This window comes from Zoogloea sp. (assembly GCF_023150065.1).
Taxonomy (GTDB): domain Bacteria; phylum Pseudomonadota; class Gammaproteobacteria; order Burkholderiales; family Rhodocyclaceae; genus Zoogloea.
This window is the reverse complement of sequence record NZ_JAKLLN010000002.1, coordinates 146,678-168,020: the sequence shown is the minus strand read 5'-3', so window position 1 is coordinate 168,020 and position 21,343 is coordinate 146,678. Positions and strand designations below refer to the sequence as shown.

Annotated in this window: 20 protein-coding genes; 14 read left to right on the top strand and 6 right to left on the bottom strand. The window is 62.7% G+C overall.

The annotated features are described in order from the left end of the window. The first annotated feature begins 97 nt into the window (after positions 1–97). Positions 98–2,335, top strand: coding sequence for an NADP-dependent isocitrate dehydrogenase (locus L6Q67_RS04035; protein ID WP_296565680.1), 2,238 nt, complete (start codon positions 98–100; stop codon positions 2,333–2,335). A 118-nt stretch (positions 2,336–2,453) separates the two neighbouring features. On the opposite strand, the gene icd is transcribed toward L6Q67_RS04035, so the two are convergent. Further along, positions 2,454–3,698, bottom strand: coding sequence for an NADP-dependent isocitrate dehydrogenase (gene icd / locus L6Q67_RS04030; protein ID WP_296565677.1), 1,245 nt, complete (start codon positions 3,696–3,698; stop codon positions 2,454–2,456). 330 nt (positions 3,699–4,028) lie between these two features. Here icd and aceK point away from each other — a divergent pair, with 330 nt between their 5' ends. Together aceK and L6Q67_RS04020 are read left to right on the top strand one after the other, a co-directional pair. Then, positions 4,029–5,807 carry a bifunctional isocitrate dehydrogenase kinase/phosphatase gene (aceK, locus tag L6Q67_RS04025; RefSeq protein WP_296565674.1) on the top strand — a complete coding sequence of 593 codons (1,779 nt, stop codon included), beginning with the start codon at positions 4,029–4,031 and terminating at the stop codon, positions 5,805–5,807. 147 nt (positions 5,808–5,954) lie between these two features. Next, on the top strand, positions 5,955–8,636 hold the full coding sequence (locus L6Q67_RS04020; RefSeq protein WP_296565671.1) for a D-(-)-3-hydroxybutyrate oligomer hydrolase: 2,682 nt from the start codon (positions 5,955–5,957) through the stop codon (positions 8,634–8,636). A gap of 53 nt (positions 8,637–8,689) precedes the next feature. Here L6Q67_RS04020 and L6Q67_RS04015 read toward each other — a convergent pair whose 3' ends face one another. Genes L6Q67_RS04015 through coaBC form a run of 3 tightly spaced genes read right to left on the bottom strand, consistent with a single transcriptional unit; the run spans position 8,690 to position 10,784 of the window. Next, positions 8,690–9,118: an NUDIX domain-containing protein gene (locus tag L6Q67_RS04015; RefSeq protein WP_296565670.1), complete on the bottom strand. Its 429-nt coding sequence runs from the start codon at positions 9,116–9,118 to the stop codon at positions 8,690–8,692. Continuing rightward, complete coding sequence (gene dut, locus L6Q67_RS04010; RefSeq protein WP_296565667.1) at positions 9,118–9,567, bottom strand: dUTP diphosphatase; 450 nt, start codon at positions 9,565–9,567, stop codon at positions 9,118–9,120. The genes L6Q67_RS04015 and dut overlap by 1 nt, the downstream gene beginning before the upstream one ends. Positions 9,568–9,593: 26 nt before the next feature. Next, positions 9,594–10,784, bottom strand: coding sequence for a bifunctional phosphopantothenoylcysteine decarboxylase/phosphopantothenate--cysteine ligase CoaBC (gene coaBC, locus L6Q67_RS04005; RefSeq protein ID WP_296565664.1), 1,191 nt, complete (start codon positions 10,782–10,784; stop codon positions 9,594–9,596). 47 nt (positions 10,785–10,831) lie between these two features. Between coaBC and radC the strand changes: the two genes are divergently transcribed. The 3 genes from radC (at position 10,832) to rpmG (ending at position 12,061) form a co-directional block, all read left to right on the top strand. Continuing rightward, positions 10,832–11,509, top strand: a complete 678-nt coding sequence (gene radC, locus L6Q67_RS04000) for a DNA repair protein RadC (RefSeq protein WP_296565661.1) — start codon at positions 10,832–10,834, stop codon at positions 11,507–11,509. Between the two features lie 119 nt (positions 11,510–11,628). Then, entirely contained in the window at positions 11,629–11,865 is a 237-nt protein-coding gene (rpmB, locus tag L6Q67_RS03995; protein WP_169144506.1) for a 50S ribosomal protein L28, read from the top strand. Between the two features lie 28 nt (positions 11,866–11,893). Then, positions 11,894–12,061: a 50S ribosomal protein L33 gene (gene rpmG, locus L6Q67_RS03990; RefSeq protein WP_153161166.1), complete on the top strand. Its 168-nt coding sequence runs from the start codon at positions 11,894–11,896 to the stop codon at positions 12,059–12,061. Positions 12,062–12,317: 256 nt separating this feature from the next. Here the strand turns inward: rpmG and L6Q67_RS03985 are convergent, their stop codons facing one another. Then, positions 12,318–12,521, bottom strand: coding sequence for a cold-shock protein (locus L6Q67_RS03985; RefSeq protein ID WP_079433360.1), 204 nt, complete (start codon positions 12,519–12,521; stop codon positions 12,318–12,320). A gap of 391 nt (positions 12,522–12,912) precedes the next feature. On the opposite strand from L6Q67_RS03985, the gene clpS reads away from it, so the two are divergent. The 7 genes from clpS (at position 12,913) to L6Q67_RS03950 (ending at position 19,972) form a co-directional block, all read left to right on the top strand. After that, positions 12,913–13,221, top strand: coding sequence for an ATP-dependent Clp protease adapter ClpS (gene clpS / locus L6Q67_RS03980; protein WP_296565658.1), 309 nt, complete (start codon positions 12,913–12,915; stop codon positions 13,219–13,221). Position 13,222: 1 nt separating this feature from the next. Next, entirely contained in the window at positions 13,223–15,505 is a 2,283-nt protein-coding gene (gene clpA / locus L6Q67_RS03975) for an ATP-dependent Clp protease ATP-binding subunit ClpA (protein WP_296565655.1), read from the top strand. Positions 15,506–15,590: 85 nt separating this feature from the next. Further along, positions 15,591–16,070 (top strand): ribonuclease E activity regulator RraA, encoded by a 480-nt coding sequence (gene rraA / locus L6Q67_RS03970; protein ID WP_296565653.1) that lies wholly within the window; start codon positions 15,591–15,593, stop codon positions 16,068–16,070. 307 nt (positions 16,071–16,377) lie between these two features. Continuing rightward, on the top strand, positions 16,378–17,679 hold the full coding sequence (gene aceA, locus L6Q67_RS03965) for an isocitrate lyase (RefSeq protein WP_296565649.1): 1,302 nt from the start codon (positions 16,378–16,380) through the stop codon (positions 17,677–17,679). A gap of 142 nt (positions 17,680–17,821) precedes the next feature. After that, a complete protein-coding gene (locus L6Q67_RS03960; protein ID WP_296565647.1) occupies positions 17,822–18,685 on the top strand; it encodes a DMT family transporter in 864 nt (287 codons plus the stop codon). A gap of 60 nt (positions 18,686–18,745) precedes the next feature. Beyond that, on the top strand, positions 18,746–19,105 hold the full coding sequence (locus L6Q67_RS03955; RefSeq protein ID WP_296565643.1) for an STAS/SEC14 domain-containing protein: 360 nt from the start codon (positions 18,746–18,748) through the stop codon (positions 19,103–19,105). A gap of 12 nt (positions 19,106–19,117) precedes the next feature. Then, entirely contained in the window at positions 19,118–19,972 is an 855-nt protein-coding gene (locus tag L6Q67_RS03950) for a sulfurtransferase (RefSeq protein ID WP_296565641.1), read from the top strand. 26 nt (positions 19,973–19,998) lie between these two features. On the opposite strand, the gene L6Q67_RS03945 is transcribed toward L6Q67_RS03950, so the two are convergent. Further along, entirely contained in the window at positions 19,999–20,511 is a 513-nt protein-coding gene (locus L6Q67_RS03945) for a YidB family protein (RefSeq protein WP_296565638.1), read from the bottom strand. Between the two features lie 140 nt (positions 20,512–20,651). Here L6Q67_RS03945 and rpiA point away from each other — a divergent pair, with 140 nt between their 5' ends. Next, on the top strand, positions 20,652–21,314 hold the full coding sequence (gene rpiA, locus L6Q67_RS03940; protein WP_296565635.1) for a ribose-5-phosphate isomerase RpiA: 663 nt from the start codon (positions 20,652–20,654) through the stop codon (positions 21,312–21,314). The last annotated feature ends 29 nt before the right edge of the window (positions 21,315–21,343 follow it).

The window sequence follows — 21,343 nt, the reverse complement described above, 5'->3', positions numbered from 1 at the left end:
CCCGCCGACTGCAAAAAGCGTCGTCCGCCGGTTTCAACGGCGACTGGGGGGCCTGAAGGGCTCGTCGTCAATAAAATCAAATATCGAGGGAAGATAAATGGTTACTGGGAAATCTAAGATCATCTACACGCTGACGGACGAAGCTCCGCTGCTGGCCACCTGTGCGTTTCTTCCCATCATCCGGACCTTCACCGGTCCGGCTGGCATCGACGTCGAAAAGGCCGACATCTCCGTGTCCGCCCGCGTTCTGGCCGAGTTCTCTGACGTACTCCCCGAAGAACAGCGTGTGCCCGACACCCTGGCCGAACTGGGCAAGAAGACCCTCGAAGCCGACGCCAACATCATCAAGCTGCCCAACATCAGTGCCTCCGTGGCACAGCTGAAGGCCTGCATCAAGGAACTCCAGGCCAAAGGCTACGCTGTTCCCGACTACCCGGAAGTGCCTTCCACCGACGAGGAAAAGGCGATCGTTGCCCGCTACGGCAAGTGCCTGGGCTCCGCGGTGAACCCGGTTCTGCGTGAAGGCAACTCCGACCGCCGTGCTCCGCTGGCCGTCAAGAACTACGCCCGCAAGAACCCCCACTCCATGGGTGAATGGAAGCCCTGGTCGCGGACTCACGTGTCCCACATGCACCACGGTGACTTCTACCACGGCGAAAAGTCCATGACCCTGGACAAGGCTCGCAACGTGCGCATGGAGCTGATCGCCAAGGGCGGCAAGATCACCGTGCTGAAGCCGAAGGTCGCGCTCAAGGAAGGCGAGATCATCGACTCCATGTTCATGAGCAAGAAGGCCCTGTGCGACTTCTACGAGAAGGAACTGGAAGACTGCCGTGAGTCCGGCATCCTCTTCTCCCTGCACGTGAAGGCCACGATGATGAAGGTGTCCCACCCCATCGTGTTCGGCCACTGCGTCAAGATCTTCTACAAGGAAGCCTTCGAGAAGCACGGCGCCCTGTTCAACGAGCTCGGCATCAACGTCAACAACGGCATGGTCGACCTCTACGAGAAGATCAAGACCCTGCCCGAGTCCAAGCGCGATGAGATCATCCGCGACCTGCACGCCTGTCAGGAACACCGCCCCAAGCTGGCCATGGTCGACTCGGCCAAGGGCATCACCAACTTCCACTCCCCCAACGACGTGATCGTCGACGCCTCCATGCCGGCGATGATCCGCCAGGGCGGCAAGATGTGGGGTGCGGACGGCAAGCAGTACGACAGCAAGTGCGTCATGCCGGAATCGACTTTTGCCCGGATCTACCAGGAGATGATCAACTTCTGCAAGACCAACGGCAACTTCGACCCGAAGACCATGGGCACCGTGCCCAACGTCGGCCTGATGGCCCAGAAGGCCGAGGAATACGGTTCCCACGACAAGACCTTCGAGATCGCCGAAGACGGCATCGCCAACATCGTCGACATCGACACCGGTGAAGTGCTGCTCACCCAAAACGTCGAAGCCGGCGACATCTGGCGCATGTGCCAGGTCAAGGACGCTCCGATCCGTGACTGGGTCAAGCTGGCCGTCACCCGCGCCCGTAACTCCAACACCCCGGCGGTGTTCTGGCTTGACTCCTACCGTCCCCACGAAGCCGAGCTGATCAAGAAGGTCCAGACCTACCTGAAGGATCACGACACCAGCGGCCTCGAGATCTACATCATGTCCCAGGTCCGCGCCATGCGCTTCACCCTGGAGCGCGTGATCCGTGGCCTCGACACCATCTCCGTGACCGGCAACATCCTGCGCGACTACCTGACCGACCTGTTCCCCATCATGGAACTCGGCACCTCAGCCAAGATGCTGTCCATCGTCCCGCTGATGGCCGGCGGCGGCATGTACGAAACGGGTGCCGGCGGCTCCGCACCGAAGCACGTGCAGCAGCTCACCGAAGAGAACCACCTCCGCTGGGATTCCCTGGGCGAGTTCCTGGCCCTGGCCGTGTCCCTCGAGGACCTGGGCATCAAGACCGGCAACAAGCGTGCCGTGCTGCTGGCCAAGACCCTCGACGCCGCCACGGGCAAACTGCTGGATAACCGCAAGTCTCCGTCGCCCAAGACCGGCGAGCTGGACAACCGGGGCTCCCAGTTCTACCTGGCCATGTACTGGGCCCAGGAGCTGGCCAACCAGACGGAAGACGCAGAGCTGGCCGCCCAGTTCGCCAACCTGGCCAAGACCCTGACCGACAGCGAAGGCCAGATCGTGGCCGAGCTGAAGACCGTACAGGGCAAGGCCGTGGATATCGGTGGCTACTACAAGGCCGATGCCGAAAAGTGCAAGGCCGTGATGCGTCCCAGCCCGACCCTGAACGCCGCCCTGCGCGCCGCCCGCGCCTGACGGTAGTTCCCTGCGCCGCCTGCGGGCGGAGCAGGGGTCAAAAAACAAAACCCCCGTGGAAACCACGGGGGTTTTGTTTTTTTGATGGCCCGGCACACCGCCAGGCACGCGCAGGCTGTTACATGCGCGCGATCATCGCGTCACCGAACTCCGAGCACGACACCTCGGTCGCTCCGTCCATCAGGCGGGCAAAATCGTAGGTCACGATCTTGTCGCCGATAGCCGCCTCCATCGACCGGATCACCAGATCAGCCGCCTCGGTCCAGCCCAGATGCCGCAGCATCATCTCGGCCGAGAGGATGATGGAACCCGGGTTCACCTTGTCGAGCCCGGCGTACTTGGGCGCCGTACCGTGGGTGGCCTCGAAGCAGGCGTACTGGTCGGAGATGTTGGCCCCCGGCGCAATGCCGATGCCCCCCACCTGGGCCGCCAGGGCATCGGAGATGTAGTCGCCGTTGAGGTTGCAGGTGGCGATCACGTCGTACTCCGCCGGGCGCAGCAGGATCTGCTGCAGGAAGGCGTCGGCGATCGCATCCTTGACGATGATCTCGCGCCCGGTCTTCGGGTTGGCAAATTTGCACCACGGACCGCCATCGATGGGCTGGGCACCGAACTCTTCCTGGGCCACCTTGTAACCCGTGTCGCGGAACAGGCCCTCGGTGAACTTCATGATGTTGCCCTTGTGCACGATGGTCACCGACTTGCGGTCGTTCTCGATCGCGTACTTGATGGCCGCACGGACCAGGCGGGTGGTGCCCTCGATGGACACCGGCTTGATGCCGATGCCTGATGTTTCCGGGAAACGGATTTTCTTGACGCCCATCTCCTCGGTCAGGAACTTGATGACCTTCTTCACCGCCTCGGACTGGGCGGCCCACTCGACACCGGCATAGATGTCTTCGGTGTTCTCCCGGAAGATGACCATATTGACCAGGTCCGGCCGCTTCAGGGGCGACGGGACCCCCTGGAAGTACTGCACCGGACGGACGCACTGGTAAAGGTCGAGCTCCTGGCGCAGGGCCACGTTGAGAGAGCGGATACCGCCGCCCACCGGGGTGGTCATCGGCCCCTTGATGGACACCGAGTATTCCTTGAGAGCATCGAAGGTTTCCTTGGGGAACCACTCGTCCGGCCCATACAGCTGGGTGGATTTTTCGCCCGCGTAAACCTCCATCCAGTGGATCTGCTTCTTGCCGGCGTAGGCCTTGTTCACCGCGGCATCGATGACCTTGATCATCACCGGGGTGATGTCGACGCCGATGCCGTCCCCCTCGATGTAGGGGATGATGGGATTGTCGGGAACGGTCTGGCCCGGAACGATTTTTTGCCCGCCAGCCGGCACCTTGATCAGAGAAGTACTCATACCAACGCCCTCGCAAAGGTTTTATATCGTGTGGACGGGTCAGTCTCCTGACAACGACCGGCCGGCAAAACACCGGCCAGCTGTACGCCTCGACCGACTCCCTGCCTGCCCCTCACGCGGGGACAAACTGCACCGATTATGGACCAAAACCCGGCCGGGTCAATGCTGCACCGCCCACTGCACACCGCCCCGAAACCCGCGCCAGACGGCGTGCTCCGGCCAGGGCGGGGATTGGGGAGTGCTACTATTTGAAGGCTGGACACGCGCACGTGGCCGTCGCCGAGGCGCCACCGCGGCAGCGTGCCGGCCAACCTGCTGGAGGAGACAGAAGTGGACGCTGCACACAACGAAAATCCGGTTGCACTCGCCATCGCCCAGGCCTTGATCGAGGGCTTCAACAAGCACTACCGGATCTTTCGGGAGACCTCCCGACGCGCCAAGGAAAGTTACGAGGCCGCGGCCTGGCAGGAGCAGCTCTCGGCCGTGCGTGACCGGGTTCAGTTTTACGATGACCGGGTCAACGAGACCGTGCAGCGCCTCCACGAGGAATTCAACGCCGAGTCCATCGACGATGCCACCTGGCAGGCCGTCAAGCTCCACTACATCGGCCTGCTGATCAACCACAAGCAACCCGAGCTGGCCGAGACCTTCTTCAACTCGGTGACCACCAAGATCCTGCACCGGGACTACTTCAGCAACGCCTACATCTTTACCCGGCCGGCCATCTCCACCGACTACATCGAGTCCTTCCCGCCCACCTATTCCAGCTACTACCCCCAGGATGAAGGGCTGCGGGCCACCATCCTGCGCCTTATCGAGGACTTTGACTGGCAACGCCCTTTCGAGAACCTGGAACGGGACGTGGATTACGTGATGCGCAGTGTCGAGAAGCATCTCGGCAGCTGGCCCAAGATGGAGGTGAACTGCCAGATCCAGGTTTTGTATTCGGCCTTCTACCGCAACAAGACCGCCTACATCATCGGCAAGGGCATCAACGGCTACCAGGAATGCCCCTTCGTCATCGCCGTCCGCCACGGCGCCTCCGGCATGCTCCACCTGGACACCATCCTGCTCGACACCTGGCGCATCTCCCTGCTGTTTTCCCTGTCCCGGGCCTACTTCCTGGTGGACATGGAAGTCCCCTCGGGCTATGTGCAGTTCCTGCGCAGCATCATGCCCAACAAACCCCGCTCCGAGCTGTACACCATGCTCGGCCTGGGCAAACAGGGCAAGACCAACTTCTTCCGCGACCTCATCGCCCACCTGCGCCACTCCAACGACCAGTTCATCGAGGCGCCCGGCATCCGCGGCCTGGTGATGCTGGTATTCACCCTGCCCTCCTACCCCTACGTGTTCAAGATCATCAAAGACGTCTTCGGGAGCTCCAAGAACATGGACCGGGCCACGGTGAAACGGAAATACCTGCTGGTACGCCAGGTGGACCGGGTGGGGCGCATGGCCGACACCCTGGAGTTCTCCAACGTGGCCCTGCCCCGCAGCCGCTTCCACCCCGACCTGATCCTGCAACTAAAGGAACTCGCCCCCTCGGTGATCGAGGAGGATGGCGACACCCTGGTGATCAAGCATCTCTACATCGAACGCCGCATGACCCCCCTCAACCTCTACCTGGACAAAGCCAGCGACGAGCAGGTGGACGAGGCCGTCCGCGAGTACGGGCAAGCGATCAGCGAACTGGCCATCGCCAACATCTTCCCCGGCGACATGCTGTGGAAGAACTTCGGGGTGACCCGCTACGGCCGCGTCGTGTTCTACGACTACGACGAGATCGAGTACATGACCGACTGCAACTTCCGCAAGATCCCCCCGGCCCCCAACGAAGACATGGAGATGTCCGGCGAACCCTGGTACTCCGCCGGCCCCCACGACATCTTCCCGGAGGAGTTCGCCACTTTCCTGCTCGGCCAGGTCAAGATCCGCAAGGCTTTTCTCAAGCACCACCGCCGGCTCCTCGACCCGCGCTTCTGGCAGGAGGCACAAGCCCTCATCCGCGATGGCCACGTGGAGGACTTTTACCCCTATCCCCAGGCGCTGCGCTTCTGCAACGCCTTTGGCCCTGCCGAGGCCACCGCCCCCCCGCATATCGCCTGATTCACCGCGCCCTGCGCTCCGATGCGGCCAGCGCTTTTTGCATGAAGTTCAGGTAAACCCCAGTGTCGAAGTCCGCCGCCAGGCACCACCATGGCTATGAAGCCGTCACGTGATGATGACTTCCATAACCAATAAAGGAGGAGACACATGGAATACCGGTTTCGATTGAAGGCTGTGGTGCTGGCGGTCAGCGGAGCGCTGCTCCTGAGCGCTTGTGGAGGAAGCGGCAACGGCAGCGATAAAGGCATACAGCTGAGTGGCATCGCCGCTGAAGGCCTGGCCATCGCCAACGGCACGGTCACCATCAAGGACAAGACGGGCCAGACCCGCAGCGCCACCACCGACAGCAACGGCAACTACACGGTTCAGACCATCGGACTGACTTACCCGCTGATGCTCCAGATCACCGGCAGCCAGGGCGTATGGCATGCCCTGATCACCGAAGACGATGCCGGCAAATCCGCCAACATCAACAACGCAACCAACAGCATTGCCCAGTTGGCACTGGGGCTCAGCTCCGATGCCGCCTTGCGCTCCGCCTTTGCGACGGGCACGTTCAGCCAGGTCGGGGCTGCCAGCGTGGCCAGTGCCGACGCCAAACTGCTCGACGCCCTCGAAGCCGAGCTCGGCAAGCGCCCGGCCTCCCTGCGCCACGCGAAATTCCAGCCCGGCACCGCCAGCACGGACGGCGACGAAACCGACCGCCTGCTGACCCTCGTGGACCTGCGCCCATCCGGCACCGGTTTCATTGCCTACAATCGCCGCCCCGAGCGCATCCGCGCCGACTCCTACCGCATCCAGGATTACGACGGCAGCAGCGACGACCTCCTCACCGCCGGGCTCGGCAAGACCGGGCTCGGCAGCGCCACCGCCCCCGCCTATACCAACGCTGCCGCCCCCACCGTCGCCGAGCTGCGCCGCAACGCCATCTACAACAACTACCGCGCCCTGGTGGACGCCAACAAGCCCAGTGGCGGCTACGGCACCCTCTACGGCCCCAACATCGACACCCAGGGCGGTGACACCCTGGGCGAAGGCAAGATCGCCGGCACCGAGGCCATTGCCTTCTCCGGTGACGAAAGCGGAACACGTCTGGTCACCGTCATGGTGCAGATTCCTGCCAGCTTCAACGCCGCTCAACCCTGCATCGTCACCGCCACCTCATCCGGCTCGCGGGGCATATATGGCGCCATCGGTACCGCCGGCGAATGGGGCCTCAAGCATGGCTGCGCCGTGGCCTACACCGACAAGGGCAGCGGCAACGGCATGCACGACCTTGCCAAGGACACCGTCAACCTGATTGACGGCACTGTCTCCAGCGCCAGCGCCGCCGGCAAACGGGCCCATTTCGCGGCCGACCTGAGCAAGAGCCAGCTCGACGCCTTCAATACGGCTTTCCCCAACCGGATCGCCTACAAGCACGCCCACTCCCGCCAGAACCCCGAGAAGGACTGGGGGCGCAACACCCTCGACGCGGTGGGTTTCGCTTTCTACGTACTCAACGAAAAATTCGGCACGGCCGACGCCAGCGGCAAGAAGCCGCGGGCCATCCGCCCGGCCAACACCCTGGTGATCGCCTCATCCGCCTCCAACGGCGCGGGCGCCGCGCTCCTCGCCGCCGAACAGGACAGCCTGGGCCTGATCGATGGCGTCGCCGTCAGCGAACCCCAGATCCAGCCCAAAGACGTGAGTGGCATCGGCATCAAGCAGGGCACCGCCACCGTCAGCACCATCGGTAAGCCGCTGATCGACTACTTCACCTACGCCAACCTCTATCAGCCCTGCGCAGCGCTCTCGACCGCAGCCACCGGCTCACCGGGTGCCGCCTTCATCGCCGGCTATGCCAGCAATCGCTGCACGGCGCTCAAGGCCAAGGGCCTCCTGGCCGGCACTACGCTTCAGGCCCAGGCCGACGAGGCTCTCCAGAAGCTGCGCAGCTACGGCTGGAGCAGCGAGCACGACCTGTACCACGCCTCCCACCACGCCCTCGCCACCCCCTCCATCGTCGTCACCTACCTGAACACCCTCGGGCGTTTCAGCGTGGCCGACAACGTCTGCGGCTTCAGCTTCGGCAGCACCGTGGCCACGGCAGGTGCCACTCTGGGCAACGTCACCGCCACCAGCGCCCTGGTTCAGGCCGGCATTTTTGCGAGCGGCAATGGCGTCCCACCCACCAGCGGCATCAACCTGGTCTACAACGATGCCAGCGGCGGCGCCAAACGGGACGTCCTTGCCGTATCGCCCTCCACCGGGCTCGCTGACGGCGCGCTTGACGGGGCCCTGTGCGCCCGCTCGCTGGTCACCGGCACCGACACCGTGACCGGCAGCAAGCTGACCGGCACCCTCCTTGCCCAATCCGAGCGCGTACGCCAGGGCATTGCCGAGGTACAAGCCAGCGGGGCGCTCAATGGCAAGCCGACGGTCATCGTGTCCGGCCGTTCAGACACCCTGATTCCCGTCAATCACGCGTCCCGGGCCTACTACGGCGCAAACCGGAAGATCGATGGCGCGAGCAGCAAGCTGCGCTACTACGAGGTCACCAACGCCCAGCACTTCGACGCCTTCATCGACAACGGCCTGCTCCCCGGCTACGACAGCAACCTTGTACCCCTGCATGTGTACTTCAACCGGGGCCTGGACATCATGTATGCCCACCTGAAGAATGGCACCGCACTGCCTAACTCCCAGGTGATCCGGACCACACCGCGCGGCGGCACGGCAGGCTCGGCGCCGGCCCTCACGGCCAGCAACCTGCCGCCGATTGCCGGCAACCCGGCAGCAGCGGACACCATCAGCTACACAGGCGGCACGGTGAACGTTCCCGAGTAAGGCGTCTCCTGAACGAAAAAAACCCCGGTTCTGACAGACCGGGGTTTTTCATTTCAGCGCCAGCCGGACTCCCGTATCCACGGGCCCGGCCCCTCCGCAAGCGCCTCGCGGATGTAGGGCACCACAGCTTCGGGCAAGTTGTCCAGGGGAAACCAATCCAGCGCATCACACTTGTCAGGCTCGGCAATATGCGGCTCACCGCACCAGGATCGGGCCCGGACGAAAAAATCGATCCGGTTCGTATCCGAGCGACGATGCACCACGCCCAGCACATCCACACTGTCCGCCGCGAGCACGACCCCAACCTCCTCGGCCATCTCGCGAACAGCCGTTGCCACCACCGACTCCCCCTCCTCCACGTGGCCGCCCGGCAGGCTGTACAGACCGTCGAAGAACCCCGTCCCGGCCCTGCGCATCAACAGCACCCGCCCGTCCCACTCAAGCAGGACGTGGACGCCAGTGGGGATGCCCGGATGCCGCATCAATGCTTGCCGGTGCTGCCAAACCCGCCGGCACCCCGCTCGCTGGCGTCAAAATCATCCACCACATTGAAGGCCACCTGCAGCACCGGCACCACCACCAGTTGGGCAATACGCTCCATCGGCTGCACCGTGAAGTGCTCATGCCCACGATTCCAGACCGATACGAAGATCTGGCCCTGGTAGTCCGAATCGATCAGGCCGACCAGATTGCCCAGCACGATCCCGTGCTTGTGCCCCAGCCCCGAGCGGGGAAGGATCATCGCGGCCAGGCCCGGATCGGCCAGGTGGATCGCCAGGCCCGTCGGCACCAACGTCGTCTGCCCGGGAGCAAGGTTGATCGGCGCGTCGATGCAGGCGCGCAGGTCGAGGCCGGCCGAACCGCCGGTTGCATACGCGGGCGGCTGGCTCTGCAGGCGCTCGTCGAGAATCTTGATGTCAATCCGATGCATGGCAATCCAATCGTTCAGGGCTAGGTTCAGACTTTGGGCAACAGGCCCGCCAGATGGGCCACGATGGCCCGGGCAAGCTCGGGCTTGGCAGCCTTCGGCAGGGGGTGACGGCCGGCATCGTCATACAGCACCACCAGGTTGTCGTCACCACCCAGCCCGTCCTGCACCAGGTTGCCGACGATCAGGGGCAGCTTCTTGGCCTTGCGCTTGCCTTCCGCGTATTCGTCCAGGTTGCGACTCTCGGCAGCAAAGCCCACACAGAATGGCGGGTTTGGCAAACCCGCCACATCCGCGAGGATGTCCGGGTTGGGCGTCAGGGTGATGGACAGTTCGGCACCCGACTTCTTGATCTTGTGCTCCGCCGACGCGGCCGGCCGATAGTCCGCCACCGCGGCCACGCCGATGAAGACATCGGCTCCCGGCAGGGCGGCAAACACGGCCTCACGCATTTCCAGCGCACTGCGCACGCTCACCCGGCGGGCGCCCGCAGGCATCGGCAGGGAAACAGGGCCACTGACCAGAACCACCTCGGCCCCTGCCTGGACGCACGCCCGCGCCAGGCCGTAAGCCATCTTGCCGGAGCTGGAGTTGGTGATACCGCGCACGGGGTCAATCGCCTCGAAGGTCGGCCCGGCCGTCATCACTACCCGCCGCCCGGCAAGCACGCGGGGCTGAAAGAAGCCGATAAGCGCCTCGCACAGCGCCTCCGGCTCCAGCATGCGCCCCAGCCCGACCTCTCCGCAGGCCTGTTCGCCCGCCGCCGGCCCGAACAACGTGACCCCATCGGCGATCAACTGCGCAGCATTGCGCTTGGTGGCGGGGTGCTCCCACATCTGGCGGTTCATGGCCGGCGCGACCAACAGAGGACAGTCCCGGGCCAGGCACAATGTGGTCAGCAGATCATCGGCCAAGCCATGAGTGAGCTTGGCCATCACATCGGCTGTAGCCGGCGCAATCAGGATCGCGTCCGCATCACGGGTGAGATCGATGTGGGCCATATTGTTGTCCATGCGCGGATCCCACAGATCGGTCCACACCCGGTTGCCGGAAAGCGCCTGGAAAGTGACTGCCGTCACGAAGCGCGCACCGCCTTCCGTCAACACCACGTGGACGTCCGCCCCAGCCTTGCCGAGCAGCCGCACCAGCTCCGCCGCCTTGTAGGCCGCCACGCCGCCTGTGACACCCAACACCAGTTTCCTGCCCTTGAGCTCGCTCATGCCAATGGTATTATCCGAGTCCTTCAGAAGCTGGAATTGTACACGCCATGGCAATCACCGACTGGCCTGCCGACGAACGCCCGCGGGAGCGCCTCCTCAGCCTGGGCGCCAGTGCCCTGTCGGACGCGGAACTCCTGGCCCTGTTCCTTCGGGTCGGCATCCGCGGCAAGAGCGCGGTCGATCTCGCCCGCGACCTCCTTGCCCATTTCGGCGGACTGTCCGCCCTGTGCACGGCAACGGCAACAGCCTTCTCGGCGATTCCGGGCATGGGCCCCGCCAAGTACGCCCAGCTCCAGGCTGTGCTCGAACTGGCCCGGCGTGCCCTCGTCGAGGAGATGGCCCGCCGTGACGTACTCGACTCACCTCGTGCCGTACGCGACTGGCTGCGCCTCAAGCTGGCCCAGCTCCCCCACGAAGTCTTCATGATCCTGCTCCTCGACGCCCAGAACCGGGTCATGGGTAACGTGGAACTGTTTCGCGGCACGCTTACCCAGACCTCTGTCTATCCCCGGGAAGTGGTCAAGCTGGTTCTGGAGCGTAATGCCGCAGCCGTCATCCTGGCCCACAACCACCCTTCGGGGGTCGGCGAACCGAGCACAGCCGATCAATCCCTCACCAAAAGCCTCATCCAGGCGCTGGCCCTGATCGATGTCAGGGTTCTCGATCACTTCATCGTTGCCGGCAATGCACCTCCCGTCTCCTTTGCCGAACGGGGCCTGCTCTAGGTTTCGAAGGCAGCAAGGTACATATTCACGATTTGAAACGCACCAAAGTATTGATTCGAGTGAACTTCGTCGCTTATAATCGAGAGTCTTATCGAATCAAAACCAGTTTGGAGCAACAAATGGCTCGCGTTTGCCAAGTGACCGGAAAAGCACCGATGGTGGGTAACAACGTTTCCCACGCGAACAACAAAACCAAGCGCCGCTTCCTGCCGAACCTGCAGAATCGCAAGTTCTGGAGCGAAGCCGAGAATCGCTGGGTGCGCCTGCGCGTATCCAATGCGGCCCTGCGCACCATTGACAAGAAGGGCATCGACACCATCGTCGCCGAGCTTCGCGCTCGCGGCGAAAAAGTCTGAGCCTTTTCACCACCGGAGATAAATCGACATGGCAAAAGGCGGCCGCGAAAAGATCAAGCTCGAGTCCACTGCTGGCACCGGGCATTTTTACACCACCTCCAAGAACAAGCGCACCACCCCGAACAAGCTTGAGTTCAGCAAGTACGATCCCGTTGCTCGCAAGCACGTGCCGTACAAGGAAGTCAAACTCAAGTAATTGCTTCCGGCACGCGATTACCGCTTGTTGCACCTGAAAACCCGCCCAATGGCGGGTTTTCTGCATTCTGCCCCGGCACTCTCCACCGCGACGGCGTAGCCTTCACCGCAAAATCCACGCATTGCATCCGCGCCAAACCCGCAAACGCATCCAAAGCACAACCAGACGCACAAAAACAAAACCGCCGGCAAGCTTGCGCAGGCCGGCGGTCTGGATCACTGCATCAGGGCAGCGAGCCCCGATGGATCGGAATGGATCAAGCGCGCTGGATGTTCGACGCTTGCTTGCCCTTCGGACCTTGGGTGACCTCGAACTGAACCTTCTCCCCCTCCTTCAGCGACTTGAACCCGTTCATATTGATCGCAGAGAAGTGCGCGAACAGGTCTTCACTGCCGTCATCCGGCGTGATGAAGCCGAAACCCTTGGCGTCGTTGAACCACTTAACAGTACCAGTTGCCATATTGCTCATTCCTTCTTGATTTCAGTAATACGATCCGGACTTCCGGCATGCGATCGGGTCAAGGCAAGGGCAGGACTTTCGAGGGCATTTCTTCGAACACGCAACGCAAACCCCGTCGCCCCTGGCTCAGCACGAACACAGCCCTGCTTTTACGTGACTTGATTGGCGTCGTCAACGCATTTGTAATCCGGCACAAATGTTGCACCACAACACGAAAGCAGCGGATAAATGTCGTGTTTTTGTGTGTTTTCCAACAAAACCCGACATTTCAACGCGGCTTTTGCCCCGCTTGCGACGCACCATGAGGGGGCAAGTGCACCGCTTTGGAAAGCCCCGCCAAGTGTGCCAAGTCACTCTTGCACAATCATCGGGGTTGTTTAGAATGGGTCGCATGGTCATCAAAAAGCAGGAAGAGTCTGTACTTGAAACATCGGTGACACGGGTCAAACCGCCACCACTTTTCAAGGTCATGCTCCTTAACGACGATTTCACCCCCATGGATTTCGTGGTGGCCGTGATAGAGAAATACTTTGGCAAGGACCGCGAACAAGCGACGCGAATCATGCTCAAAGTGCACAGAGAGGGCGTTGGTGTGTGCGGGGTCTTTCCACGGGACATCGCTGCCACCAAAGTCGAGCAGGTCATCGCGTACGCACGCCAGTACCAGCATCCCCTGGCATGCGTCATGGAGGAAAACTGAAATGATCGCGCAAGAGCTTGAAGTCAGTCTGCACATGGCCTTTGTCGAAGCACGGCAGAAGCGCCATGAGTTCATCACCGTGGAGCACCTCCTGCTTGCGCTCCTCGACAACCCTTCCGCCGCCGAAGTGCTGCGGGCCTGCGCAGCCAAGACCGACGAGCTGCGCAAGGAGCTCACGAACTTCGTGAATGAGCACACGCCCAAGGTTGAAGGCACGGAAGATATCGACACCCAGCCTACCCTGGGTTTTCAACGGGTCATCCAGCGGGCCATCCTCCACGTCCAGTCCTCCGGCAAGAAGGAGGTCACCGGCGCCAACGTGCTGGTCGCCATCTTCGGAGAGAAGGACTCCCACGCGGTTTACTTCCTGCAACGCCAGAACATCTCCCGCCTGGATGTGGTGAATTTCATCTCCCACGGCATCACCAAGACGCCCCAGCAAGGTGCAAACCCGGCGGCCTCCCGCCCCAGCGGCGAATCCGAACAGGGCGAGCAGGAGCAGGAAGGCAACCAGGCCGGCGGCGCGCTCGACAACTACACCCAGAATCTCAACCAGCAGGCACTTCTCGGCAAGATCGATCCCCTCATCGGTCGCGAGAAGGAGGTCGAACGCGTCATCCAGACCCTCTGCCGGCGTCGCAAGAACAACCCCCTGCTGGTCGGTGAAGCAGGCGTCGGAAAGACTGCGATCGCTGAAGGACTGGCCCGGCGCATTGTCGAAGGCCGCGTTCCCGAAATCCTCGCCGACGCCCAGGTCTACGCCCTCGACATGGGTGCGCTGCTGGCCGGCACCAAATATCGGGGCGACTTCGAGCAGCGCCTGAAGGCGGTTCTGAAGCAGCTCGCCGACCACCCGAATGCCATCCTGTTCATCGACGAGATCCACACGCTGATCGGCGCTGGTGCAGCGTCGGGCGGCACGCTGGACGCCTCCAATCTGCTCAAACCGGCCCTGTCCTCAGGGCAGATGAAGTGCATCGGGGCCACCACCTACACCGAGTTCCGCCAGATCTTCGAGAAGGACCACGCCCTCTCCCGCCGCTTCCAGAAGGTGGATGTGGTGGAGCCGTCGGTTTCCGAGACAGTCGAGATCCTCAAGGGCCTCAAGTCGCGCTTCGAACAGCACCACGGCATCAAGTATTCAGCCTCGGCCCTGTCGAGTGCGGCAGAGCTGTCGGCCCGCTACATCAATGACCGCCACCTGCCGGACAAGGCCATCGACGTGATCGACGAAGCTGGCGCCGCCCAGCGCATCCTGCCCAAGTCCCGCCAGAAGAAGCTCATCGGCAAGACGGAGATCGAGGAGATCGTCGCCAAGATCGCCCGCATCCCGCCGCGCAGCGTCTCGAATGACGACAAGGCCGCCCTGAAGACCCTGGAACGCGACCTGAGAAACGTCGTATTTGGCCAGGACGCCGCCATCGAGGCACTGGGCAAAGCCATCAAGATGTCCCGCTCGGGCCTGGGCAATCCCCACAAGCCCATTGGCTCCTTCCTCTTCAGCGGCCCCACCGGCGTGGGCAAGACCGAGGTGGCACGGCAGCTCGCCTACACGCTGGGTATCGAGCTGGTGCGTTTCGACATGTCCGAGTACATGGAGCGCCACGCCGTATCCCGGCTGATCGGCGCACCGCCGGGCTATGTCGGCTTCGATCAGGGCGGCCTGCTTACCGAACAGGTCACCAAGAAGCCCCACTGCGTGCTTCTCCTGGACGAGATCGAAAAAGCCCACCCGGACATCTACAACATCCTGCTCCAGGTGATGGACCACGGCACGCTGACCGATAACAACGGACGCCAGGCGGACTTCCGCAACACGATCATCATCATGACCACCAACGCCGGCGCCGAAGCCATGCAGAAGGCCATCATCGGCTTCTCGGCCAAGCGCGAGCAGGGTGACGAGATGTCTGACATCAAGCGCCTGTTCTCGCCGGAGTTCCGCAACCGCCTTGATGCCATCATCTCTTTCAAGGGGCTGGACCAAGACATCATCACCCGGGTGGTCGAGAAGTTCCTGATGCAGCTCGAGGCGCAACTCCACGAGAAGAAGGTGGAAGCCCACTTCACCGACCGGCTCAAGGAATGGCTGGGCAAGAAGGGCTTCGATCCGCTGATGGGGGCCCGGCCGATGGCTCGCCTGATCCAGGACACCATCCGCTCGGCGCTGGCGGACGAGTTGTTGTTCGGGCGTCTGTCCAGTGGTGGCACCGTCACCATTGACCTGGACGACAGTGACAGGGTCCGGCTCGTGTTCGAAGAGTTGGCGGAAGCTGCGGTATAGTTTTCGCAACCGCAAACATGATCCCCTGCGGGCGGCTTCGGCCGCCCGTTTGCATTGTTCCGCCTTTCAACCCGATGGAGTAACCATGGAATTCCAGACTACCGATCTTTGCGATGCCAACGAAGGCAAGGTGCGCGCCGTCGCCCCGATGTTCCGCAGCTTCGGCGGCAAGACCCGCTTTGCCGGCCCGATCCGCACCCTCAAGGTCTTCGAAGACAATGCCCTGGTGCGCTCGACCCTCGACACCCCGGGCCAGGGCGCGGTTCTGGTCGTCGATGCCGGCGGCTCGATGCGCTGCGCCATGCTCGGCGACCAGCTCGCCCTCCTCGGCGTCAAGAACGGTTGGGCTGGCGTGATCATGTATGGCTGCATCCGGGATTCGGGCCCGATCAGCGGCATGGACCTGGGTGTTTTCGCGCTCGGCACCCACCCCATGAAGAGCGTCAAGAAGGGTGCTGGCGATCTGGACATCCCGGTGAGCTTCGGTGGCGTGACTTTTATCACCGGCCAATACGTGTACGCTGACGAGGATGGAGTCATCGTTTCCGAGGCCCCGCTGCTATAAGCGGGGCCGGAAACGACGCGGCGCAGCGGTTTTTTGTTTCATAATCGCCATCGCCGTTTCGCAATATAAAAACAGGGGCTCAAGCCCCTGTTTTTTATGGAAAATTAATTTCTTATATCTTATATAAGACTTGTTGCTGCCGTGCAAAATCCTGCCTATACTCTCATCCACTGACCGGGCTCCCGGAGATCGCAAAAAGCGGCCCCCGAAGCTCCGGAAAATGGACAGGCGCAAGTCCGATCACCCTCCCCGGGCCGGACCTGCCCTCAGGCTTCCCCTCCCCTTCAATGTTAGTAAAGGATGTCGTATGTCTCTGACTCGCGAACAGCAAATCGCCGCCCTCGAAAAAGACTGGGCCGAAAACCCCCGCTGGAAAGGCATCAAGCGCGGTTACTCCGCCGCTGACGTCGTCCGCCTGCGCGGCTCCTTCCAGGTTGAGCACACCCTGGCCCGTCGTGGTGCCGAGAAGCTGTGGGATCTGGTCAACAACCAGCCTTACGTCAACTGTCTGGGCGCCCTGACCGGCGGTCAGGCCGTTCAGCAAGCCAAGGCCGGCATCAAGGCCATCTACCTGTCCGGCTGGCAAGTTGCTGCCGACAACAACGAGTACGCCGCCATGTACCCGGATCAGTCCCTGTACCCGGTTGACTCCGTGCCGAAGGTTGTCGAGCGCATCAACAATGCCTTCAACCGCGCTGACGAAATCCAGTGGTCCAAGAACATCAACGCTGGCGACGCCGGCCACGTTGAATACCACCTGCCGATCGTGGCTGACGCTGAAGCCGGCTTCGGCGGCGTGCTGAACGCCTACGAACTGATGAAGGCCATGATCCGCGCTGGCGCTGCCGGCGTGCACTGGGAAGACCAGCTGGCCTCCGTCAAGAAGTGCGGCCACATGGGCGGCAAGGTGCTGGTTCCGACCACCGAAGCCTGTCAGAAGCTGATCGCTGCCCGTATGGCTGCCGACGTCTACGGCGTGCCGACCCTGGTCATCGCCCGTACCGATGCCGAGGCTGCCGACCTGCTGACCTCCGACTACGACGAGAACGACAAGCCCTTCCTGACCGGCGAGCGCACCGCCGAAGGCTTCTACAAGACCAAGAAGGGTCTGGACCAGGCCATCTCCCGCGCCATCGCCTACGCTGAGTACGCCGACCTGGTGTGGTGTGAAACCGGCACGCCGGATCTGGAATTTGCCCGCAAGTTCGCTGAAGCCGTGCATAAGGTTCACCCGGGCAAGATGCTGGCCTACAACTGCTCCCCGTCCTTCAACTGGAAGAAGAACCTGGACGATGCCACCATCGCCAAGTTCCAGAAGGAGCTGGGCGCCATGGGCTACAAGTACCAGTTCATCACCCTGGCTGGCATCCACTCCATGTGGTACAACATGTTCGATCTGGCCCAGGACTACGCTGCCCGCGGCATGTCTGCCTACGTCGAGAAGGTTCAGGAGCCGGAATTCGCTGCCCGCGACCGTGGCTACACCTTCGTGTCCCACCAGCAGGAAGTGGGCACCGGTTACTTCGACGATGTGACCACCGTGATCCAGGGTGGCAAGTCCTCCGTGACCGCCCTGACCGGCTCCACCGAAGAAGAACAGTTCCACTAAGACCCGGATCGCCGGTAACCCTCACCGGCACGCCTGGTTGATGAGCCCCCGCAGGTGCAAACCTGCGGGGGCTTTTTCGTGCTCGACGCAGCATGCAGGCACCTCCAGTAGAATGGCGGCTTTTCGCCTGCGGCACTGCACCATGCAATCCCTGTGGATGATCGTTGCCAGTCTGCTGTTCGCCTGCATGGGCGTCTGTGTGAAGCTCGGCTCGGCCCACTTCAGTACCGGGGAGCTGGTGTTCTACCGGGGTTTCGTCGGCCTGCTGATGATGGCTGCGCTGCTGCGCCTGCAGGGCACCTCCTACGCCACGCCCCATTGGCGGCTGCAGCTGTCCAGGGGCGTCTCGGGCACCATCGCCCTGATGTGCTATTTCTTCGCGCTCGGCATTCTTCCCCTGGCCACTGCGGTCACCCTCAACTACACCTCCCCCCTGTTCGTCGCCATCCTGCTGGCCTGGTGGTTCCGGGAGCGGGTCGGCAAGTCCCTCTTCGCGGCGGTCGGATTGGGTTTCATCGGCGTCGTGCTGCTCCTGAAGCCCACCCTCCAGGCCGAGCAGTGGTCCGGCGCCCTGGGCGGGCTGGCCTCGGGCCTGATCGCCAGCCTTGCCTACGTCAATGTGCGCGAACTGGGGCGTGCAGGCGAGCCCGAGGCCCGCACCGTGCTGTGGTTCTCCCTCATCACCGCCGCCTTCGGACTGCCCTGGGCCCTGTCATCCGGCAGCATCCACACCATCAGCCCGACGGAAGCCGCCATCCTCCTGGGCGTCGGCGGCTTCGGCGGATGCGCCCAACTCGCCATGACCCGCGCCTACCGCTACGGCAAGACCATCGTGTCGGCCAACTTGGCCTACACCACGGTTATTTTTTCTAGCCTCTTCGGCGTCATCCTATGGGACGAGCACCTGCCCTGGACCTCGCTTCTGGCCATCGTGATCATCATCGCCAGCGGCGTGCTGGTCTCCATCGCATCGCGGAAACCCACGCCAGCTCTAGAGTCCGATTGAAGAGCAGGCAGCGGGGGGCTACACTGGTGCCGTCCAGTCAGCCCAGAAAGGAAGCAGGCGATGATCACCACCGACCACAAGGAAAACCGGGTCAACGTAACTGTCTTCGGCGAGTTCACCCTGGCCGACTACAAGGAGTTCGAAGAAGTCGTCAATTACAAGGTGCAGTTCGAGGGCCCGGTGGATCTGCTCTTCGACCTCAGGGAGATGGACGGCTTCACCGTCGACATGGCCCTCGAGGAAATCCGCTTTGCCCGGGCTCACGCCCATGACTTCGCCCAGATCGCCATTCTCACCAAGGATCAATGGGTCACGTGGAGCGCCTGGCTGTCGCAGATGTTCGTGGATGCGGATGTCCGCGTCTTCGACAACACCGATGATGCCGAGGCCTGGCTGGATGGCATTGAAACCCCCGCCTGAAGAGCCCAGACCGTGTCCGTACCCTTCACCACCCTTATCAGCACCAACGACCTTGATCGATTGGCCACTCCAGCGTGGCGCATCATCGATTGCCGCTTCAGTCTCGCCGACCCGCTTTTCGGGCGTCATGCCTACGCTGCAGGTCATCTTCCCGGCGCATTCTTTCTCGACCTGGAAGAAGACCTTTCAGGCCCCGTCACCGGCCGCAACGGTCGCCACCCCCTGCCCGCACCAAGCCTGCTGGCCGACAAACTCGGCAGCCTCGGCATCGGCGACGAGACCCAGGTGGTGGCCTATGACGACGCCGGAGGCATGTTTGCCGCGCGCCTTTGGTGGCTGCTGCGCTGGCTGGGGCACAGTCAGGTCGCCGTGCTCAACGGCGGCCTGCAGGCCTGGGTATCAGGGGGGCACCCCCTCAGCACCGACACGCCCGAAGCCCGTGCCGCGGTTTTCATCCTGAGACTGCAGAACGGCATGAAGGTGGATGCCGATCATGTTCAGCATCACCTGGGTACCCCCGAAATGCTGCTCATCGATGCCCGCGCCCCTGATCGCTACCGGGGCGAGAACGAAACCCTGGACCCGGTGGGTGGGCACATTCCAGGGGCCATCAATCGGTTCTTCAAAGACAACCTCGGCCCCGACGGATGCTTCAAACAGGCATCGGAGCTGCAGGAGGAATACGGGCGGATCCTGAAGGGAGGAGACGCCCACACCGCCGTCCTCCAATGCGGATCCGGCGTGACCGCCTGCCACAACCTGCTTGCAATGGAAGCCGCGGGCCTCGACGGCGCGCGTTTGTATGCGGGTTCATGGAGCGAATGGTGTGCGGACCCAAGCCGGCCGGTAGCAACCGGCCCGGGTTGAGGGGAGCCGCCCCGGCCCCCTGAAAATCAGACCTTGCCCAGCAGGCCGCCCAAGGCCGAAAGGCCTTGCCCCAGAAGATCGGCGCCGGCATCGGGCACCTGACCATTCGGGGTGAGGCCGTCAATCACCTGGGGCAGCAGCTGCGCAAGCTGACCTGCCAGCTGGTCCGGAGGCAGGCCGAGCTGGGCGGCGATATTCCCCAGACCACCGGCGCCACCGAGCACCTGCCCGAGCTGGTCTGCACTGACAGGCAGGTTCTGGCCCGTTCCCACCCAGGACGCCACCTGGTCGCCCAGCCCGGCCTGGTTGAACTTGGCCAGAAGACCACCAAGCCCGCCCTCACTGTTCTGAATGAGGTTCAGCACCAGCTGGATCAGGGGCGACTGCCCGCCGCCCTGTGCGCCTCCTGCCAGGGAACCCAGAACCTGTCCTGCAAGTTGATCGAGCAAACCCATACACTGCCTCCAGTCAAAAGATGAATGGGGTAGACCGGGTCGGCCGCACGCCTGTTCCCATGCCTGCTGCATCCGCCCCCCCAACCCGCCACACTCCGAAACGAGTGTCGCATGGTTTTCACACTCTACCCTCAACCCGCGGTCACACCATGACGGTTTGCAGAATCTGACCTCTTTGCCCGGGCCGGTTAGAATTTGGTCTTTTGGCCGCAGGCAGAAACACCATGACCCAGGACGAACTCAAGCAACAGGCCGCGCTGCGCGCGCTGGACTACGTGATCGAAGGCGCCATCGTCGGCGTCGGCACCGGTTCCACCGCCAACTTCTTCATCGATGGCCTGGCCACGATGAAGGACCGCATCGCCGGAGCCGTCGCATCCTCGGAGGTTTCCGCACGCCGCCTTGCCGGTCATGGCATCCGCCTGCTCGACATGAACGACGTGGATGAGCTGCCGGTTTACATCGACGGTGCCGACGAGATCGACGCCTCGCTGGCCATGATCAAGGGTGGTGGTGGCGCCCAGACCCGGGAGAAGATCGTCGCCGCGGTGGCCCGCAAGTTCGTCTGCATCTGCGACGCCACCAAGAAGGTGGCGCAACTGGGGCGCTTCCCCCTCCCCGTCGAGGTCATTCCGATGGCCCGCGCCCAGGTCGCCCGGGCCCTCACTCAACTGGGTGGCCAACCGGTGCTGCGGGAAGGTTTCACCACCGATAACGGCAACCTGATCCTTGACGTGCATGGCCTTGTCATCAATGATCCGGCGAGCCTTGAGGTCACCATCGACGGCATCGTCGGGGTGGTCACCAGCGGCCTTTTCGCCAAGCGCGGAGCCGACGTACTGCTGCTCGCAACTGCCGATGGCGTGGTCACCTTCGAGCGGAGTTGAAACAAAAACGTCATGTTGCACTGCTAGTC

What these genes read in the sequence shown, in the direction of transcription:
- L6Q67_RS04035 (WP_296565680.1), top strand. Translation starts at nt 98, where the DNA reads ATGGTTACTGGGAAATCTAAGATCATCTACACGCTGACGGACGAAGCT.
- icd (WP_296565677.1), bottom strand. Translation starts at nt 3,698, where the DNA reads ATGAGTACTTCTCTGATCAAGGTGCCGGCTGGCGGGCAAAAAATCGTT.
- L6Q67_RS04020 (WP_296565671.1), top strand. Translation starts at nt 5,955, where the DNA reads ATGGAATACCGGTTTCGATTGAAGGCTGTGGTGCTGGCGGTCAGCGGA.
- L6Q67_RS04015 (WP_296565670.1), bottom strand. Translation starts at nt 9,118, where the DNA reads ATGCGGCATCCGGGCATCCCCACTGGCGTCCACGTCCTGCTTGAGTGG.
- dut (WP_296565667.1), bottom strand. Translation starts at nt 9,567, where the DNA reads ATGCATCGGATTGACATCAAGATTCTCGACGAGCGCCTGCAGAGCCAG.
- coaBC (WP_296565664.1), bottom strand. Translation starts at nt 10,784, where the DNA reads ATGAGCGAGCTCAAGGGCAGGAAACTGGTGTTGGGTGTCACAGGCGGC.
- radC (WP_296565661.1), top strand. Translation starts at nt 10,832, where the DNA reads ATGGCAATCACCGACTGGCCTGCCGACGAACGCCCGCGGGAGCGCCTC.
- rpmB (WP_169144506.1), top strand. Translation starts at nt 11,629, where the DNA reads ATGGCTCGCGTTTGCCAAGTGACCGGAAAAGCACCGATGGTGGGTAAC.
- rpmG (WP_153161166.1), top strand. Translation starts at nt 11,894, where the DNA reads ATGGCAAAAGGCGGCCGCGAAAAGATCAAGCTCGAGTCCACTGCTGGC.
- L6Q67_RS03985 (WP_079433360.1), bottom strand. Translation starts at nt 12,521, where the DNA reads ATGGCAACTGGTACTGTTAAGTGGTTCAACGACGCCAAGGGTTTCGGC.
- clpS (WP_296565658.1), top strand. Translation starts at nt 12,913, where the DNA reads ATGGTCATCAAAAAGCAGGAAGAGTCTGTACTTGAAACATCGGTGACA.
- clpA (WP_296565655.1), top strand. Translation starts at nt 13,223, where the DNA reads ATGATCGCGCAAGAGCTTGAAGTCAGTCTGCACATGGCCTTTGTCGAA.
- rraA (WP_296565653.1), top strand. Translation starts at nt 15,591, where the DNA reads ATGGAATTCCAGACTACCGATCTTTGCGATGCCAACGAAGGCAAGGTG.
- aceA (WP_296565649.1), top strand. Translation starts at nt 16,378, where the DNA reads ATGTCTCTGACTCGCGAACAGCAAATCGCCGCCCTCGAAAAAGACTGG.
- L6Q67_RS03960 (WP_296565647.1), top strand. Translation starts at nt 17,822, where the DNA reads ATGCAATCCCTGTGGATGATCGTTGCCAGTCTGCTGTTCGCCTGCATG.
- L6Q67_RS03955 (WP_296565643.1), top strand. Translation starts at nt 18,746, where the DNA reads ATGATCACCACCGACCACAAGGAAAACCGGGTCAACGTAACTGTCTTC.
- rpiA (WP_296565635.1), top strand. Translation starts at nt 20,652, where the DNA reads ATGACCCAGGACGAACTCAAGCAACAGGCCGCGCTGCGCGCGCTGGAC.